Below are 14,670 nucleotides of genomic sequence, written 5' to 3'. Positions count from 1 at the left end.
GGGTCCGCCCCTTTTCGTTGCGCAGGCGGCGCACGCCGCGGCTATCGCGCGTTAACATCCCTGCCCTACAACCGCCCCCGTCGCGACATTCACGGAAGACGAGGCCCCTCGCGGGTCATGTCGATACGTAGAGACATGCAGGGTGACGCCTGTCTTTTCCACCACCCTCGGCGGCGCCGCCACTTTCGAACGGCTTCCTAAATTTCTAAGATTGCAGCCCGCGAAGCCATCGTTTCAGCGGGCACTACGGCATGCCGACAAATCGCAAAGGGCAGCGCCGACCGGCGGGGGCGGGTCGGCGCTGCCCGGCCTGCGGCCGGGCGGGTCGTTCCGAGAGGCCTCAGACCAAAAAGACGAGCGCCCCGCGCCTACCCTGCCTCCGCAGGCCGCCACCCCGCCTCGCGCAGCAACGCGTCGGAATGGCTCTCCACTTCCTGCTCCAACCGCGCCATGAAGGTGCGCTTGTCCAGCCCCGGCTCGATCGGCTCCAGAAACTCCACCACGGCCAAGCCCGGGCGGCGGTAGAGGCCCCGGCGTGGCCAGAAGTAGCCCGCATTGGTCGCCGCAGGCACGCAGACCTGCCCCAGTTGATCGTAAAGCACCGCCGTGCCAACTTTGTAAGGCGCGCTCAGCCCCGGGGCGACGCGGGTGCCTTGGGAATAGATCACAATCTGCCCCGGCTCCACCCGGCCCGCGTTTACGTCTTCCATCATCTTGGTAATCGCCTGCCCGCGCTTGCCCCGGTTCACGGCGATCATTTGCATCCGCTTGGTGTATTGCCCGATCACCGGCGTCCAAAGCACCTCGCGCTTCATGATGAACTTGGCCCGCGGCAGGGCGTGGAAGATCATGATGATATCGAGGAACGATTGATGTTTGGCCGCGATCAGAACCTCACCCTCGGGGACTTGGCCGCGCACTTCGCAGCGCAAGCCGATCAGCCAACGCGCCGTCCACATAGCCCAAGCGGCATAGGCTTTGCAGCCCGCATAGGCCCCGCGTTTGGAAAACATCGCCCAAGGCGCGAAGGCCAGCCCGATCACCGGCATCGCCACGGTCACCTGCACGATATAAAGGATCGAGCGGACCCATTGCAGCAGCTTCATGTCAACTCCCTCAATGTACGCCGCGCGGCGGCCCCGGTGGCGGCAAAGGCGACCGCGCCGACGAGAAGCGGCACCATCAGCGGCACGGCCCAATGCCAGCCTTGGAAGCCCAAGCCGGTCAGAAATCCGCCTGCCTCGCCCGCGTCAGGCAGCAACACCACCGCGATCATGCCCAAAGCCGTGCCCGCCGCCGCACCCAGCAGCGCGCGCAGGGTGAAACGGCGGATGAAGGCCCGCGCGATATAATCATCGGTCGCCCCCACCAGCCGCAGCACCGCGATCACCTGCGCATTGGCCGCAAGCGCCGCCTGCGCGGCAAGCGTCACCATCGCGGCCACTGCAGCCCCGATCAGCAGGGTCGAAATCCAGCCCAAGAGGCGCAGGCGGCTCGCTGCCGCCACCAGCGGCGCGCGCCAACGGCTGTGATCGTCCAACACCGCGCCCGGCACCTCAGCCGAGAGACGCAGGCGCAGGCCCACGGGGTCCAACCCCTCACCCTCCTCGACCACTTCGATCAGGCGCGGCACCGGCAGGTTCTCCATCGCCAGTTCCGGGCCGAACCACGGGGCGAGCAGCTCTTCCTGCTCCGCATCCGTCAGCGCACGGGCCGAGGCCACACCCTTGGTCGTCTGCAACACCTTCAAAGCTGCCTCCGTCTGGGCCGCCCGTTGGTCCAGCGGCGCCACGATCCGCACCGTCGCCGACTGCGCCAACTCCTGCCCCCAGACCTGCGCCAACCGGCCCGAGGCCAGCGACAGCGCCAAGGCAAAGACCGCCAGAAAGGCCATCGCCCCCGCTGCGAAAAGCGTCAACTGCGCGGTGAACCCCGAAGGCGGCACCACGCGGTCGGCCTGCCGGTCGCCTTTGAAAATCGCGCGCAGGGCGCCCAGATCGAAGCGCTTCACAGATCCGCCCCCGCCAGTTGGATGCGCCGGTTCGCGATGCGCAGCACGCGGGCCTGCACATGCGCCTTGGTGGCGCGGATGAGGCCCAGATCATGGGTGGCGATCAACACGGTCTTGCCCATGCGGTTCAACTCGATCAGCAGCCGGAGCAGCCGCTGGGACATGTCCCAGTCGATGTTCCCTGTCGGCTCATCCGCCAAGATCACATCGGGGGACATGATCACCGCGCGCGCCAATGCGGCCCGCTGCCGCTCCCCGCCCGAAAGCTCAGGCGGCAAGGCATCGACGCGGTTAGTGAGGCCAACCCAAGACATCAATTCTTCCAGATCCGTGCCCCCCGCCTCGGCCCCGCGGCCCGAGACATTGAGCGGCAGGGCCACATTCTCGGTCAGGGGGAGATGGTCGAGGAATTTTACGTCTTGGTGCACCACGCCGACACGGCGGCGCATCAGCGCGATGTCATCGCGCCCCAGCCCGCGCACGTCTTGCCCAAACATCCGCAGATGCCCCGCCGTGGGCAAAAGCGCCCCGTAGCAGAGCTTCATCAAGGTGGTCTTGCCCGCGCCCGAAGGGCCGGTCAGAAAATGGAACGATCCGGGGGCGAGTTTCAGCGTGATGTCGGACAGCAATTCGCCCCCGCCATAGCTGTAGGCCACATTTTCGAGCTCTATCACGCATCCACCTTAAAAAACTTCGACCTGTTGTGCCTCAGCACCGGAAAGGATTCAATCACTCAGAACCCCAGCACCCTGCCCAGATATCACTTTTCCTACGTTATTCTAGGACATATGCTGCCCGTTACGATCTCAGAGCACCGAACGAACCCAGGAATGACCATGCGGCTGATCTGCCCCAACTGCGACGCGCAATACGAAGTCCCCGACGATGTGATGCCGGCAGCGGGGCGTGATGTGCAATGTTCCAACTGCGGGCAGACTTGGTTCCAGCATCACCCCGACAATGCGCCAGAGGCCGAAGAGGATGATTTCGCCGACGACGTGATGCGGATGAAGCAGCGCGGCCCGGATGAGGACACGGAAGCCGCCGCAGCGGCCAGCCTGCCCGATTTGCAGCCCTTCGGCGATGAAGAGGAAGACGCGCCCTTTGAAGACGATCAAGACGACGACTTCGAAGACGAATTCGACCCCGAGGAGGAAACGCCCCAGCCCGCCCCCGCCGCGCCGGTGCGCCGCCCCCTCGACCCCGCCATCGCAGAGATCCTCCGTCAAGAGGCCGCGGCAGAGCAAGAAGCCCGCCGCCGCCGCCAGTCGGAACCGCTGGAAAGCCAGCCGGACCTCGGCCTTGATGACGCGCCCCGGCCCCAGCCGCAGCGCACGCCCGAGATCGCCGCGGACGACCATGTGCCCGAGGATGAAGACGCCCGCCGCGCCCATGAGGCCCGGCTGCGCATGGCCAAAATGCGCGGAGAGCCGGTGCCGGAAAGCGAGGTTGACGCCTATGGCAGCGCCTCGCGCCGCGATCTTCTGCCCGATATCGAAGAGATTAACTCGACTCTGCGCCATGACGGGCAAGAGGGCGCGCAGGCCGGGCCCACCCCCACCGCCGCGCTCGACCGCCCCGAAAAGCCGCAGAAATCCGGCGGGTTCATGCGGGGGTTCACCATAATGATCGTTTTAGCGGCCCTGCTCGCGGCGGTCTATGTCTACGCGCCCGAGATCGCGCAGTCCCTGCCGCAGGCCGATCCCTATCTGTCATCCTATGTGGCATGGATGGACGATGCGCGGCTCTGGCTCGACGGGCAGTTGCAAGACCTGCTGGTCTGGCTCGACACCGTGGCGACCCAATCTCAGGGCTAACCCCGATCAGAACCGATCCAACAGCCTGTTAAGGTAATCCCGCTCGACCTCGGGCCGCTCCGCCTCGCCCGAGCGGCGGCGGATTTCGTCCAGCAACCGCCGCGCGCGGCCCTGATCATCCGGCCCCTGCGCCAGCGGCGCGTCCGAGCTGTTGGCCCCGCTGCCGCCCTGCTCTCGCCCAAGCGGATCGCGCCCCTCGCCACGCTGATCCCCGCCCTCTGCCGTGCCTTGGCCCGGCTGGCCTGCGCGTTGCTCCTGCTCCATTGCTTCACCGAGGGCGCGCATGCCCTCGCGCAGCGCCTCCATCGCCTGCGCCTGATTGTCGATCGTCTCGGCCAGTTCATCGCGGCGCAGCGCCTCTCCGGCGCGGTCCATCGCCTCGCCCGCGCGGTCCAGCGCGTCGCGGGCCGCGTCCCCCTCAGCCGTGCCCTGCCCGGGCAAACGCCCCTGCTGGCGGCGCAGCTCGTCGCGCAGTGCTTGCTGGCGTCCGGCCAGCCCTTCCTCGCCCCCTTCTTCACCAGAGGGGCCGCCCTGCCCGCGCTGGCCTTCATGGCTCTCGCCGCGCCCCTGCCCGCCGTTGCGGCCTTCGTTGCCGTCACTCTCGCCCGCGCCGGTGCCGGGATTGAACTGTTCTTGCAGATCGCGGAAGGCCTGATCGCTCAGCCCCTGCTGTTCGCGCAGCGTGTCCGACAGCCCCTCCATCGCCTGCTCACCGGGCGAATTGCCGCCCTGACCCGGCTGGCCTTCGGTGACGCGCATGTTCTCCATCATTTCCTGCAACTGGCGCAGCGCCTCGGCGGCCTCGGCCATGCGGCCCTGCTCCATCAACTCCTGAATGCGGTCCATCATGCGTTGCAGATCGTCTTGGGTCATCTGCATCGCCTCGCCCTGCGGCTGCTGGTCTTCGCCCGCGCCCTCCTGCGCCTGCTGCCGCTGGAGTTGCTCAAGGTAGTCTTCGGTGGCGCGGCGCAGCTCGTCCATCAGCTCGGCGATTTCGGCCTGAGAGGCGCCGTTCTTCATCGCCTCGTTCAGCCGGTCCTGTGCGCGGCGCATCCGCTCAAGCGCATCGGCCAGCACGCCTTCTTCCAACTCGATCGCCAGCGCCCAAAGGTCTTCGGCCAGATCGGTCTGCAGCTCTTCGTCCAGCCCGTAGCGCGCCCGCAGTTCCAGCCGCCGGATCACCTGCTTGAGCCGCAGCGCCGTCACCTCCGAGCGCAGGTCATCGCCGGGGGCATAACTCACCGCGCGCAGCACCTGCGCAATGCGCGGCGCATTTGCGCGCGACCATAAAAGATCGCGCCGCATCTCGATCACCGCCGCCGCCGCCGGATCGAAAAAACGCCGCCCCGGCAGGGTCAACCGGCTCACCTCGGTCACGGCCTGCTGTTCGGAGGCGTCCAAGACCGAAAGTTGCAGCGACACCGGGAGATTGGCCCATGGGTGTTTCGAGAAATTCTCGATCAACGTCTCTTCGAAATCGCGCCGGTCGCCGCTGATCGGCATGGGCAGCGGCACGACGATCTCAGGCCGCGGCTCGGGGTCGACGGTCAGACCATAGCGTCGGTCGACGGAGGCCAGATCGAGGCTGATCCGCGCCTCTCCGGCTTCGACGCCATAGTCGTCGCGCGCAAGGAACGGCAGGCTCATCTCTCCCAAGGCGGTCACCTCAGGCGGGCCGAGCCGTTCGACCTGCGGCACGGCATCGGGCAAAAGCGTGATCTGCCACGCCCGCGCCCCCGGCCCGTCGATGCTGATCTCACCGCTTTGGCGCAGGGTGAAATCCTGCGCGGGTTCCGAGGATGCCGCCACTTCCCGGCCCGAGACGTTCTCCGCCACCGTCAGCGCGCCCAATTCCCCATAGAGCCGCAGGGTGATCAGCGTGCCCTCAGGCAGCGACAGCGCGCCGGCCTTCTGATCGTTGAGGTAGAGCGTCGGCTTGCCGGTATGGCGCGGCGGCTCGGCCCAGCCTTCCCAAACGGGGCCGGAGGCGAGCGTGCCGCCCGCCCCGCCGGGGGCCAGATGCGTCACCTCGCCCAACCGCCAGACGGAGCCAAAGACAAGCGCCACGATGAACCCAAGCAAAGCCACATAGCGCAGCGCATAGGGATCGGCCTGCGCGACCCGAAGGTCGCCCTTCACCGGTTTCGCCGCAGCCGCCCGCGCGGCCATGCGCCGCTGGTGCGCTTGCCAGACCGCCGCCGAGGCGGCATCGCCCGCGCCAATCGCCTGATCGTCCAAGAGCGCCCGAATGGGCCGCCCCGGAAGGCTGGCATCCAACCGCGCCAGCGCCGCCGCGCGGGATGGCAGGCGGAAACGGCGCAGGGCAAAGAACAAAGCAAAGAGGGCCGCAAGACCGATGACGGCAAGCACGGTCCAAAGCGCGCCGCCTGCCAGAGCATCCTGCGCCCCCATCATCAGCGCCGCCAGCACCGCCAGCACTAGCGCCAACATGGGCCAAAGCGCCTGCACCAGCGCCTCGGCCAGCATCCCCGCCCAGGTCAGCCGCAGGGGCCAACGCAAAGCGCGCAGCCCGTCTGTCCTGTCAGTGGAAGTCTCCATGCGTCACGCTCCGGTGGCCCGGCGGCGGGATGCCGTCAAAGCCATTCAGGGATGGTATCGCGGTTTATCATTTCGTCAAAGCTTGGCCGTGGGCGGATAACCGCGAATTGATCGCCGTTCACCAGCACCTCGGGGATCAGGGGCCGCGAATTATACTCGCTGCTCATCACCGCGCCGTAAGCCCCGGCAGAGCGGAAGGCCACCAGATCGCCTGAGCCCAGCACCGGCATCATCCGCTGTTTCGCAAAAGTATCCCCGGATTCGCAGACCGGGCCCACGATATCGACGGGGCGCGGCTCGGCTCCCGGGGCGGGTTCGTTCAGCGGCACAATGTCATGCCATGCGTCATACATCGCGGGGCGGATCAGATCGTTCATCGCGGCATCAAGGATCAAGAAATCGCGGCCCTCGCCGGATTTAAGATAGATCACCTCGCTCACCAGCACACCTGCGTTGCCCGCGATCAGGCGGCCCGGCTCGATCTCGACCTCGCAGCCCAGATGCCCCAGCGTGCGCTGCACCATCGCGCCGTAATCCGTGGGCAGCGGCGGGGCGGAATTCGACCGCTCGTAAGGGATCCCCAAGCCGCCGCCAAGGTCGAGCCGCCGGATGTCATGGCCATCGGCGCGCAGCACCTCGGTCAGTTCCGCGACCTTGCCATAGGCTTGCTCAAAGGGGGCGAGATCGGTCAACTGGCTGCCGATATGCACGTCGATGCCGACGATATTGAGCCCCGGCAGTTTGGCCGCCATGGCATAGACTTCGCGGGCGCGGGCGATGGGGATGCCGAACTTATTCTCGCTCTTGCCGGTGGCGATCTTGGCGTGGGTTTTCGCGTCCACATCCGGGTTCACGCGGATGGTGATCGGGGCCACTTTGCCCAATTCACGCGCCACGACATCCAGCAGGATCATCTCCGGCTCGCTCTCGACATTGAACTGGCGGATGCCCCCCGTCAGCGCCAGCTCAATCTCTTCCCGGGTCTTGCCAACGCCGGAAAAGACGATCTTATCGCCCGGCACGCCTGCTGCTTTCGCCCGACGGTATTCCCCGCCCGAGACCACATCCATCCCCGCGCCCGCCTGCGCCAACGTGCGCAAGACGGCTTGGTTGGAGTTCGCCTTCATCGCATAGCAGACCAGATGGTCCATCCCCGACAGCGCGTCGTCAAAAAGGTGGAAATGGCGCAGCAGCGTGGCGGTGGAATAGACATAGACAGGCGTGCCCACGGCGGCGGAAATCTCGGCCAGGCTTACGTCTTCGGCGTGCAACACACCGTCTTTATAGAGAAAATGATCCATCTGCGCTTGGCCCCATGTCGTCGCCGCTTATCTGATGGGCGCTGTCCGCAGGAAAAGATAGAGCGGCAGGCCACAGCTCACCCCAATACAGAACGTGGCGGGAATGGCAATCAGGCTGAGGAAATTGCGCCGCACGGCGACCTCGGCAATGATCCAGATGGTCAAAGTGACGGCGGCGATGGTCAGGTCCCAGACCAGCCCGCTGGCGGCGGCATTGGCGTGCCATGCGTCCACCATGGCGCTCAGGCTCCAGCCTTCGGCGTTGAACCATGTGACGAAGTAATACATCGGATGCACCGCCCCCCAGACCGCGAGGGCGAGGTAGAGCATCCGCAAAAGCGACATCAGAAACTCTTGACCACGCCGACGGTGGCATAGCCCGACAGGCTGATCCCCGGCTCGGTCGGCGGTGTCGGCGCGGCCTGCCGTGGGCTGGACTGCGGCGGGGTGCAAGCGGCCAAGGCAAGCGCCCCGGCCACCAGTGTGATCTGCAACAGCGGCCTCACGACCCGGCCCCAAGCGAGACGGAGAACGGCCCCCGGCGCAGCCCCACCGCTGTGCCTACCGAGACGCCCGACGAGGACATGGTGATGCTGCTGCTCGCCGTGGGCCGCACCGGTTCGCCATCCGCGCCACAGGCGGCAAGGCTCAACAGGGAAAGGGCCGCAAGGAGGCGTTTCACTTCAGGATTCCCTTCCAACGCGCGATCTGGGCACGCACCTGCACAGGCGCGGTGCCGCCATAAGACATGCGCGAGTTTACCGATTTTTCGACGCCAAGCACACCAAAAACATCCGCAGTGATCTCGGCATGGACCGATTGCATCTGCTCCAGCGTCAGGTCCGGCAAATCGCAACCCTGCGCTTCGGCCATGGCGACCAGCGTGCCGGTGACGTGATGCGCGTCGCGGAACGGCAGGTTCGGCACGCGCACCAGCCAGTCGGCGAGATCGGTGGCGGTCGAAAAGCCCGAGCCTGCGGCGGCGGCGAGGTTCTCACGCTCGGCGGTCATGTCGCCCACCATGCCGGTCATCGCGGCCAGCGCCAGCATCAGGTTGTCGGCGGCGTCAAAGACCTGCTCTTTGTCCTCTTGCATGTCCTTGGAATAGGCCAGCGGCAGCCCCTTCATCACCATCATCAGCGCGGTGTTGGCGCCAAAGATGCGGCCCACTTTGGCGCGGATAAGCTCGGCAGCGTCGGGGTTTTTCTTTTGCGGCATGATGCTGGAGCCGGTCGAAAAACGATCCGACAGCGCCACGAAACGGAACTGCGCGGAGGACCAGATCACCAGTTCCTCGGCGAAGCGCGACAGGTGCATGGCGCAGATGCTGGCGGCTGACATGAATTCCAGCGCGAAGTCGCGGTCGCTCACCGCGTCGAGGGAGTTCGCGGCGGGGCGGTCGAAACCAAGCGCCTCTGCCGTCATCTCGCGGTCGATCGGGAAGGAGGTGCCCGCCAGTGCGGCGGCCCCCAACGGGCATTCGTTCATCCGCGCCCGCGCATCGCGGATGCGCGACAGGTCACGGCCAAACATCTCCACATAGGCCATCATGTGGTGGCCCCATGTCACGGGCTGCGCGGTTTGCAGATGCGTAAAGCCCGGCATGACCCAATCGGCCCCCGCTTCGGCCTGAGACAAAAGCGCGCGGATCAGGGCTTGCAGCCCCTCGTCGGCGGCGTCCAATTGGTCGCGCACCCAGAGTTTGAAATCGGTGGCGACTTGGTCATTACGGCTGCGGCCCGTGTGCAGGCGGCCTGCGGGCTCACCAATCAGGTCTTTCAGCCGTGCCTCCACGTTCATGTGGATGTCTTCCAGCGCGGCGGAGAATTCGAACCGGCCCTCTTCGATCTCTGACAAGATTGTGAGAAGCCCTTCCCGTATCGCGTCAGCGTCGTTATCAGTCAGGATGCCTGTGGCTGCCAGCATGGCGGCATGGGCACGCGACCCTTTGATGTCTTGCGCGGCCATCCGTTTGTCGAACCCGATCGAGGCGTTGATCGCCTCCATGATCGCATCCGGTCCGGCGGCGAAACGCCCGCCCCACATTTTGTTCGAGGTCGTGTCGGTCATGTTGAATACCCTTGGAGGGACGTATGAAAAATCTTGTGCTCGGCCTCGTTTATACGCTGCTTGTCGCAGGTGCAAACCCCGCCCTTGCCGGAACGGCTGACATCGCGGGGCTGCGCGAAGGGGACATGAAGAAACTCGTGATCCATGACGCGCCGCAGGCAGCGTCTGACGTGACCTTTGAGCGTGAGGACGATGGCGAGGCGATGTCGCTGGCGGATTACGAAGGCAAGGTCGTGCTGGTGAACTTCTGGGCCACATGGTGCGCGCCCTGCCGCAAGGAGATGCCGCAGTTGAACGCCTTGCAAAAGGAATTCGGCGGCGATGACTTTCAGGTGCTGACCATCGCCACGGGGCGCAACTCTGAGGAAGGGATCAAACGGTTCTTCGAGGAAGCGGGCGTCGACAGCCTGCCCCGCCACCAAGACCCGAAGCAAAAGCTTGCCAGCCAGATGGGCGTGTTCGGCCTGCCGATCAGCGTGATCCTAGACCGCGAGGGGCGCGAGATTGCCCGGTTGCAGGGCGATGCAAAATGGGATTCCGACAGCGCGCGGGCGATCATCGCGGCCCTGATCGAAGAAGGCGCCGATAGCTAAGCGGCCAAGTCGGGCGCCCGCGCCCGGCTCTCACGCCACATGCCGCAGGATCGCCGCCTCCGATGTGCTGAGATTGCGCCGCGCGAAACCGCCATAGCTGTGCGGATCCGTCTCAAGCTGCGGATATGCGGCCAGCAGCCGCGCCCGGTCCTGCGCGCCAAGGCTGGTCAGGGGGGCGGAGGCGGGGTGAAAGCTTTCCGTCTCGATCCCATTGGCCCACATCACCTGATGTTCGGCCAGCAACACATGGACATAGGTCACCTCGCGCAGGGACATATCGCTGGCCACGCTGTGGCCGTTGATCAGATCTTTGGCTGCGACCAGCACTTCGTCGCAGTTGAACAGATTACGGGCCTGAGCGCCTTGCAGCACGATCCGGTGGTCGGGCGAGACCAGCAGCGGGGCGTCGGGCCGGGCGAGCCCTAAGGCACCGGGGCGGAAGCGCACGGGGCGCAGATGCGGCATGGCATGCAGCCGCGCGCCGGTCATCCGGCGGCTGCCGATCCACTCCAGCGGCTGTGCCCCATTGTCCTTGGTCTGGATCAGATCGCCCTCGCGCAACTCTTCGATCAGGGCGCTGCCCTTGGGGGTGCGGATGCGGGTGCCGGGGGTGAAACAGATCACCCCACCGCGCTCGGGCCGGTCAGCGCGCGCGGGGGTCAGGGTGCTGTGCATCACCCAAAGTTCACTGTCGCGCGGGGGCAGCTCATCGACGAACATCAGCAGCGGCATCCGCCCCGGGCCTGCGTCAATCAGGGTGACGGTGTAGGTCCGCGCACCATTGGTGACCATGAAGCTGTCGTCGGGCAGCGGGGCCGTGCCCAGATCGCGCCGCGGCGCGGGCGGCATCATGCCCCCCTCCTCAAGCGCTGCCCCGATCAGGCGCTGCACCTTGCGGGCCGCGCGTTTGCGCAGCCGCTCTGCCCCGTCCGACATATCCAGCCGCAGCACATCATTCGGCCCATCCACCCGGATGGTATCCCCGCGCCACGCCCAGGCCGAGCCCAGTTCGAGCGACTGCACCGGCGCGGCCTCCAGACCGTCGATCTCTGTTTGCGACCAGCTGATGACAAACGTGCCTCGAAAGCCCGTTTTCATAACTGCTCTGCCTGCCTCGTTTATTATTGCCAGCAGCCTAGCAAAGCCGGGGGCCGCGCGAAAGATGGAGCAAATGTGGCGGCGCAACCTGTTGCAAATTGATCTTTGTCCCCGCCGGACCGGCGAAGCGCCGCGAAACGCTTGTAAATTGTCAGCGTCTTGGTAACGTCAGGGGGGTCAATCAGCCGGAGGCACCGCATGTCGGAAGAAGTACCCCCCACCCCGTCACGCCGGATCGTCTCTTCGCGTCACTTGGCCGAGGGCGATGGCTGGGAGGCCTCCGAACTCGAATATGGCATGATCATTGCCTATAACGCCTTCACGCGCTGGATGTCGCGTTGCATGGCGGCGGCGGGGAACGGCGATCTTACGCCGCTGGAAATCCTCGTGCTGCACAACGCCAACCACCGGGGCCGGGAGAAGCGGCTGACGGATATCTGCTTCCTGCTCAACATCGAAGACACGCATACGGTGAACTACGCCCTTCGAAAGCTGGTGAAGGCCGAATTGCTGACCGCAGAGAAGCGCGGCAAGGAGGTGTTCTATCGCACCTCGCCTGCGGGCGCCGAGCTGTGCGAAGCCTATCGCGCGATCCGTCAGGCGTGCTTTCTGGATGGCTTGCCGCGCACCGATATCTCGGGCGAGGAACTGCGCAAGATTGCGGCGCAGCTTCGGGCGATGTCGGGGCAATATGACCAAGCGAGCCGCGCGGCAGCCTCGCTGTAGAGCGCGGGCGCGAGGGCTGCCCCCCGCGCCGGCAATAGCTTAAATCAGCGCGGCAATGGCGCGCGCGGTGTCGTTCATGCGGTTCGAGAAACCCCATTCATTGTCATACCAGCTGACCACGCGGATCATGCCGCCATCGGTCACCCGCGTCTGATCGGGCGCGAGGGTCGAGGAATGCGGATCGTGGTTGAAATCGGTCGAGACCAGCGGCGCGGGCTCATAGGCCAGCACGCCTTTCAACGCGCCATCGGCCGCCTCTTGCATCGCGGCGTTCACCGCCTCTGCCGTGGCGGGTTTCTTGGGCATGATGCACAGGTCCACGAGCGAGACATTGGCCGTCGGCACCCGCACAGCGGACCCTTCGAGCACGCCTTTAAGGTGCGGGATCACCTCGGAAATCGCGGCGGCGGCCCCGGTTGAGGTGGGCACCATCGACAGGGCGGCGGCGCGGCCACGATACGGGTCGCGGTGCGGGCTGTCGTGGGTCGGCTGGTCGCCGGTATAGGCGTGGATCGTGGTCATATAGCCGGTTTCGATCCCGAAAGTATCGTCCAGCACCTTGGCCACGGGGGCGAGGCAGTTGGTGGTGCAGGACGCGTTGGAGACGATCACGTCTTCACCGGTCAACTCATCATGGTTGACGCCGTAGACCACGGTGCGGTCCACACCCTTGCCGGGGGCCGAGATCAACACGCGTTTGCTGCCATTCTCCAGATGTTTCGCCGCCGCGTCGCGGGCGGTGAAGAAACCGGTGCATTCATAGGCCACATCGACGTCGCCCCAAGGCAGCTTCGCCGGATCGCGCTCTGCCGTCATGCGGATGCTCTGGCCCGCCACATGCAGGGTGCCGTCCTTCAATTCCGCATCCACCGGCAGGCGGCCATGGACGGAGTCGTATTTCAGCAGGTGCAGCAGGTTCTCGGCATCGGTCAGGTCGTTGATGGCAACGACTTCGATCCCGTCAAAGCCGTTCTCGATCAGCGCGCGCAGCACGCAGCGTCCGATGCGGCCAAAGCCGTTGATGGCGATTTTAGTGGTCATGGTGAGTCCTCCGGTGGCCCGGTTTCGGGCGGATTGGCGCGGTTAGCGCTAACATAGCATCGGGTGCGACGGAGTTCAATTGGCCTGAGGTAGGAAATCGGCACCCGGTTTCAAGGCGCCGATTTTGGGCCTGTTTTCAGCCCGGTTTTACGAATGCGCGCTATGGCGGCGGCGCACGCTGTCGGGCCGCCCCGGCAGGCTGAGCCGCGCGTCGTTGCGCGCTTGGCGTGAGATCACGCGCCCCTTGGCCACGACGCAGAGCCGATCGGGCCGCAGGCGCAGCGCTTCGATCGGGTTGCCTGCGTCGAGGACCACCAGCGAGGCGGTCGCACCAACGCGCAGCCCGTAGTCCTGCAAGCCGAGGATCCGCGCGTTCACATTCGTCACCATGTCAAAGCAGCGGCGCATCTCCTCGGGCGAGGTCATCTGCGCCACGTGCAGACCCATAAAGGCCACGTCGAGCATGTCGCCCGTGCCCATGGAATACCACGGGTCCATCACGCAGTCCTGCCCACAGCCCACGTCGATGCCCATGGCCTGCATCTCTTTCACGCGGGTCAGGCCACGGCGTTTCGGGTAGGTGTCGTGGCGACCCTGGAGAGTGATGTTGATCAGCGGGTTGGGGATCGCCGCGACCTGCGCCTCGGCCATCAGCGGCAGCAGTTTCGAGACGTAGTAATTGTCCATCGAATGCATTGAGGTCAGATGCGATCCGGCCACCCTGCCCTGCAACCCGAGGCGTTGAGTCTCATAAGCCAGCGTCTCGATGTGGCGCGAATGGGGGTCGTCGGTCTCGTCACAATGCAGGTCGACCATGAGGCCGCGCTCGGCGGCGAGTTCGCATAGGGCAGTGACGGAGCGCGCGCCGTCGGCCATGGTACGCTCGAAATGCGGGATGCCGCCCACCACGTCGACGCCCATGTCCAGCGCGCGGATGGTGTTCTCATGCGCCGTCGGGTCGCGGTAGAGGCCGTCTTGCGGGAAGGCGACGAGTTGCAGGTCGATGTAGTCCTTCACCGTCTCGCGCACGTCGAGCAGGGCTTCGACGCCCAGAAGCCGGTCGTCGCAGGTGTCGACATGGCTGCGGATCGCCAGAAGGCCCAGCGAGGCGGCCCAATCGCAGTATTCCAGTGCGCGGGCTTTGACCTCATCCTGGGTCATCACCTCCTTCAACTCGCCCCAGAGGCCGATGCCTTCCAGGAGCGTGCCCGAGGCGTTGATCCGCGGTGTGCCGTAGCTGAGCGTGGCATCCATGTGGAAATGCGGGTCGACGAAGGGCGGGCTGACGAGGTCTCCGCTGGCGTCGATGGTCTCGCGGGATTCGGCGGTCGAGAGGTCTTCGATGGCGGCGATCTTGTCGCCCTTGATGCCGATGTCGGAGGTGCGGCCGTCGGGGAGGGTGCCGCCTTTGATGATGAGGTCGAACATGGTTTGGTCCTTGTTGAAGCGGGGCT

At 65.7% G+C, this 14,670-nt stretch carries 15 protein-coding genes; 3 read left to right on the top strand and 12 right to left on the bottom strand.

Translation table 11 applies throughout. The annotated features are described in order from the left end of the window. Positions 1 to 368 precede the first annotated feature (368 nt). Genes ACGYLX_RS09865 through ACGYLX_RS09855 form a run of 3 tightly spaced genes read right to left on the bottom strand, consistent with a single transcriptional unit; the run spans position 369 to position 2,685 of the window. Entirely contained in the window at positions 369 to 1,106 is a 738-nt protein-coding gene (locus tag ACGYLX_RS09865) for a lysophospholipid acyltransferase family protein (RefSeq protein ID WP_394441801.1), read from the bottom strand. Next, positions 1,103 to 2,011: an ABC transporter permease gene (locus tag ACGYLX_RS09860; protein ID WP_271689330.1), complete on the bottom strand. Its 909-nt coding sequence runs from the start codon at positions 2,009 to 2,011 to the stop codon at positions 1,103 to 1,105. The genes ACGYLX_RS09865 and ACGYLX_RS09860 overlap by 4 nt, the downstream gene beginning before the upstream one ends. Further along, the gene (locus tag ACGYLX_RS09855; RefSeq protein WP_394449111.1) at positions 2,008 to 2,685 is read right to left on the bottom strand and encodes a cell division ATP-binding protein FtsE; all 678 of its coding nucleotides are present in this window, start codon (positions 2,683 to 2,685) and stop codon (positions 2,008 to 2,010) included. The genes ACGYLX_RS09860 and ACGYLX_RS09855 overlap by 4 nt, the downstream gene beginning before the upstream one ends. A gap of 162 nt (positions 2,686 to 2,847) precedes the next feature. Here ACGYLX_RS09855 and ACGYLX_RS09850 point away from each other — a divergent pair, with 162 nt between their 5' ends. Then, positions 2,848 to 3,828: a zinc-ribbon domain-containing protein gene (locus ACGYLX_RS09850; RefSeq protein ID WP_394449108.1), complete on the top strand. Its 981-nt coding sequence runs from the start codon at positions 2,848 to 2,850 to the stop codon at positions 3,826 to 3,828. 6 nt (positions 3,829 to 3,834) lie between these two features. On the opposite strand, the gene ACGYLX_RS09845 is transcribed toward ACGYLX_RS09850, so the two are convergent. The 6 genes from ACGYLX_RS09845 to argH are packed head-to-tail and all read right to left on the bottom strand — an operon-like array spanning position 3,835 to position 9,758. Then, positions 3,835 to 6,387 carry a DUF4175 domain-containing protein gene (locus tag ACGYLX_RS09845; protein WP_394449105.1) on the bottom strand — a complete coding sequence of 851 codons (2,553 nt, stop codon included), beginning with the start codon at positions 6,385 to 6,387 and terminating at the stop codon, positions 3,835 to 3,837. Positions 6,388 to 6,422: 35 nt separating this feature from the next. After that, complete coding sequence (gene lysA / locus ACGYLX_RS09840) at positions 6,423 to 7,688, bottom strand: diaminopimelate decarboxylase (protein ID WP_394449103.1); 1,266 nt, start codon at positions 7,686 to 7,688, stop codon at positions 6,423 to 6,425. A 27-nt stretch (positions 7,689 to 7,715) separates the two neighbouring features. Next, positions 7,716 to 8,033, bottom strand: coding sequence for a DUF2834 domain-containing protein (locus ACGYLX_RS09835; protein WP_067262174.1), 318 nt, complete (start codon positions 8,031 to 8,033; stop codon positions 7,716 to 7,718). Next, entirely contained in the window at positions 8,033 to 8,182 is a 150-nt protein-coding gene (locus tag ACGYLX_RS09830) for a hypothetical protein (RefSeq protein WP_394449100.1), read from the bottom strand. Before ACGYLX_RS09830 ends, ACGYLX_RS09835 begins: the two co-directional genes overlap by 1 nt. 8 nt (positions 8,183 to 8,190) lie before the next feature. Beyond that, positions 8,191 to 8,370: a hypothetical protein gene (locus ACGYLX_RS09825; RefSeq protein ID WP_271689320.1), complete on the bottom strand. Its 180-nt coding sequence runs from the start codon at positions 8,368 to 8,370 to the stop codon at positions 8,191 to 8,193. Beyond that, complete coding sequence (argH, locus tag ACGYLX_RS09820; RefSeq protein WP_394449097.1) at positions 8,367 to 9,758, bottom strand: argininosuccinate lyase; 1,392 nt, start codon at positions 9,756 to 9,758, stop codon at positions 8,367 to 8,369. Before argH ends, ACGYLX_RS09825 begins: the two co-directional genes overlap by 4 nt. A gap of 23 nt (positions 9,759 to 9,781) precedes the next feature. Between argH and ACGYLX_RS09815 the strand changes: the two genes are divergently transcribed. After that, positions 9,782 to 10,351, top strand: a complete 570-nt coding sequence (locus tag ACGYLX_RS09815) for a TlpA family protein disulfide reductase (RefSeq protein WP_394449094.1) — start codon at positions 9,782 to 9,784, stop codon at positions 10,349 to 10,351. 30 nt (positions 10,352 to 10,381) lie between these two features. Here the strand turns inward: ACGYLX_RS09815 and ACGYLX_RS09810 are convergent, their stop codons facing one another. Continuing rightward, positions 10,382 to 11,449, bottom strand: a complete 1,068-nt coding sequence (locus tag ACGYLX_RS09810; RefSeq protein ID WP_394449091.1) for a Hint domain-containing protein — start codon at positions 11,447 to 11,449, stop codon at positions 10,382 to 10,384. A gap of 198 nt (positions 11,450 to 11,647) precedes the next feature. Between ACGYLX_RS09810 and ACGYLX_RS09805 the strand changes: the two genes are divergently transcribed. Next, positions 11,648 to 12,175, top strand: a complete 528-nt coding sequence (locus ACGYLX_RS09805; protein ID WP_394419125.1) for a winged helix DNA-binding protein — start codon at positions 11,648 to 11,650, stop codon at positions 12,173 to 12,175. 39 nt (positions 12,176 to 12,214) lie between these two features. Here the strand turns inward: ACGYLX_RS09805 and gap are convergent, their stop codons facing one another. Both gap and ACGYLX_RS09795 read right to left on the bottom strand, forming a co-directional pair. Further along, positions 12,215 to 13,216, bottom strand: coding sequence for a type I glyceraldehyde-3-phosphate dehydrogenase (gene gap / locus ACGYLX_RS09800; protein ID WP_271689316.1), 1,002 nt, complete (start codon positions 13,214 to 13,216; stop codon positions 12,215 to 12,217). A gap of 147 nt (positions 13,217 to 13,363) precedes the next feature. Next, positions 13,364 to 14,644 carry an amidohydrolase family protein gene (locus tag ACGYLX_RS09795; protein WP_394449089.1) on the bottom strand — a complete coding sequence of 427 codons (1,281 nt, stop codon included), beginning with the start codon at positions 14,642 to 14,644 and terminating at the stop codon, positions 13,364 to 13,366. Positions 14,645 to 14,670 lie beyond the last annotated feature (26 nt).

The sequence above is a fragment of the Sulfitobacter sp. 1A13496 genome, from assembly GCF_043557225.1.
Taxonomy (GTDB): Bacteria; Pseudomonadota; Alphaproteobacteria; order Rhodobacterales; family Rhodobacteraceae; genus Sulfitobacter; species Sulfitobacter faviae.
Note: the sequence above shows the minus strand (reverse complement) of the source record. Positions and strands in the feature narration are given on the sequence as shown.

Bases quoted from the DNA above. Each gene is read 5' to 3' on its own strand.
- lysA (WP_394449103.1), bottom strand. From the start codon at position 7,688: ATGGATCATTTTCTCTATAAAGACGGTGTGTTGCACGCCGAAGACGTA.
- ACGYLX_RS09795 (WP_394449089.1), bottom strand. From the start codon at position 14,644: ATGTTCGACCTCATCATCAAAGGCGGCACCCTCCCCGACGGCCGCACC.
- ACGYLX_RS09850 (WP_394449108.1), top strand. From the start codon at position 2,848: ATGCGGCTGATCTGCCCCAACTGCGACGCGCAATACGAAGTCCCCGAC.
- gap (WP_271689316.1), bottom strand. From the start codon at position 13,216: ATGACCACTAAAATCGCCATCAACGGCTTTGGCCGCATCGGACGCTGC.
- ACGYLX_RS09810 (WP_394449091.1), bottom strand. From the start codon at position 11,449: ATGAAAACGGGCTTTCGAGGCACGTTTGTCATCAGCTGGTCGCAAACA.
- ACGYLX_RS09845 (WP_394449105.1), bottom strand. From the start codon at position 6,387: ATGGAGACTTCCACTGACAGGACAGACGGGCTGCGCGCTTTGCGTTGG.
- ACGYLX_RS09835 (WP_067262174.1), bottom strand. From the start codon at position 8,033: ATGTCGCTTTTGCGGATGCTCTACCTCGCCCTCGCGGTCTGGGGGGCG.
- ACGYLX_RS09865 (WP_394441801.1), bottom strand. From the start codon at position 1,106: ATGAAGCTGCTGCAATGGGTCCGCTCGATCCTTTATATCGTGCAGGTG.
- ACGYLX_RS09815 (WP_394449094.1), top strand. From the start codon at position 9,782: ATGAAAAATCTTGTGCTCGGCCTCGTTTATACGCTGCTTGTCGCAGGT.
- argH (WP_394449097.1), bottom strand. From the start codon at position 9,758: ATGACCGACACGACCTCGAACAAAATGTGGGGCGGGCGTTTCGCCGCC.
- ACGYLX_RS09805 (WP_394419125.1), top strand. From the start codon at position 11,648: ATGTCGGAAGAAGTACCCCCCACCCCGTCACGCCGGATCGTCTCTTCG.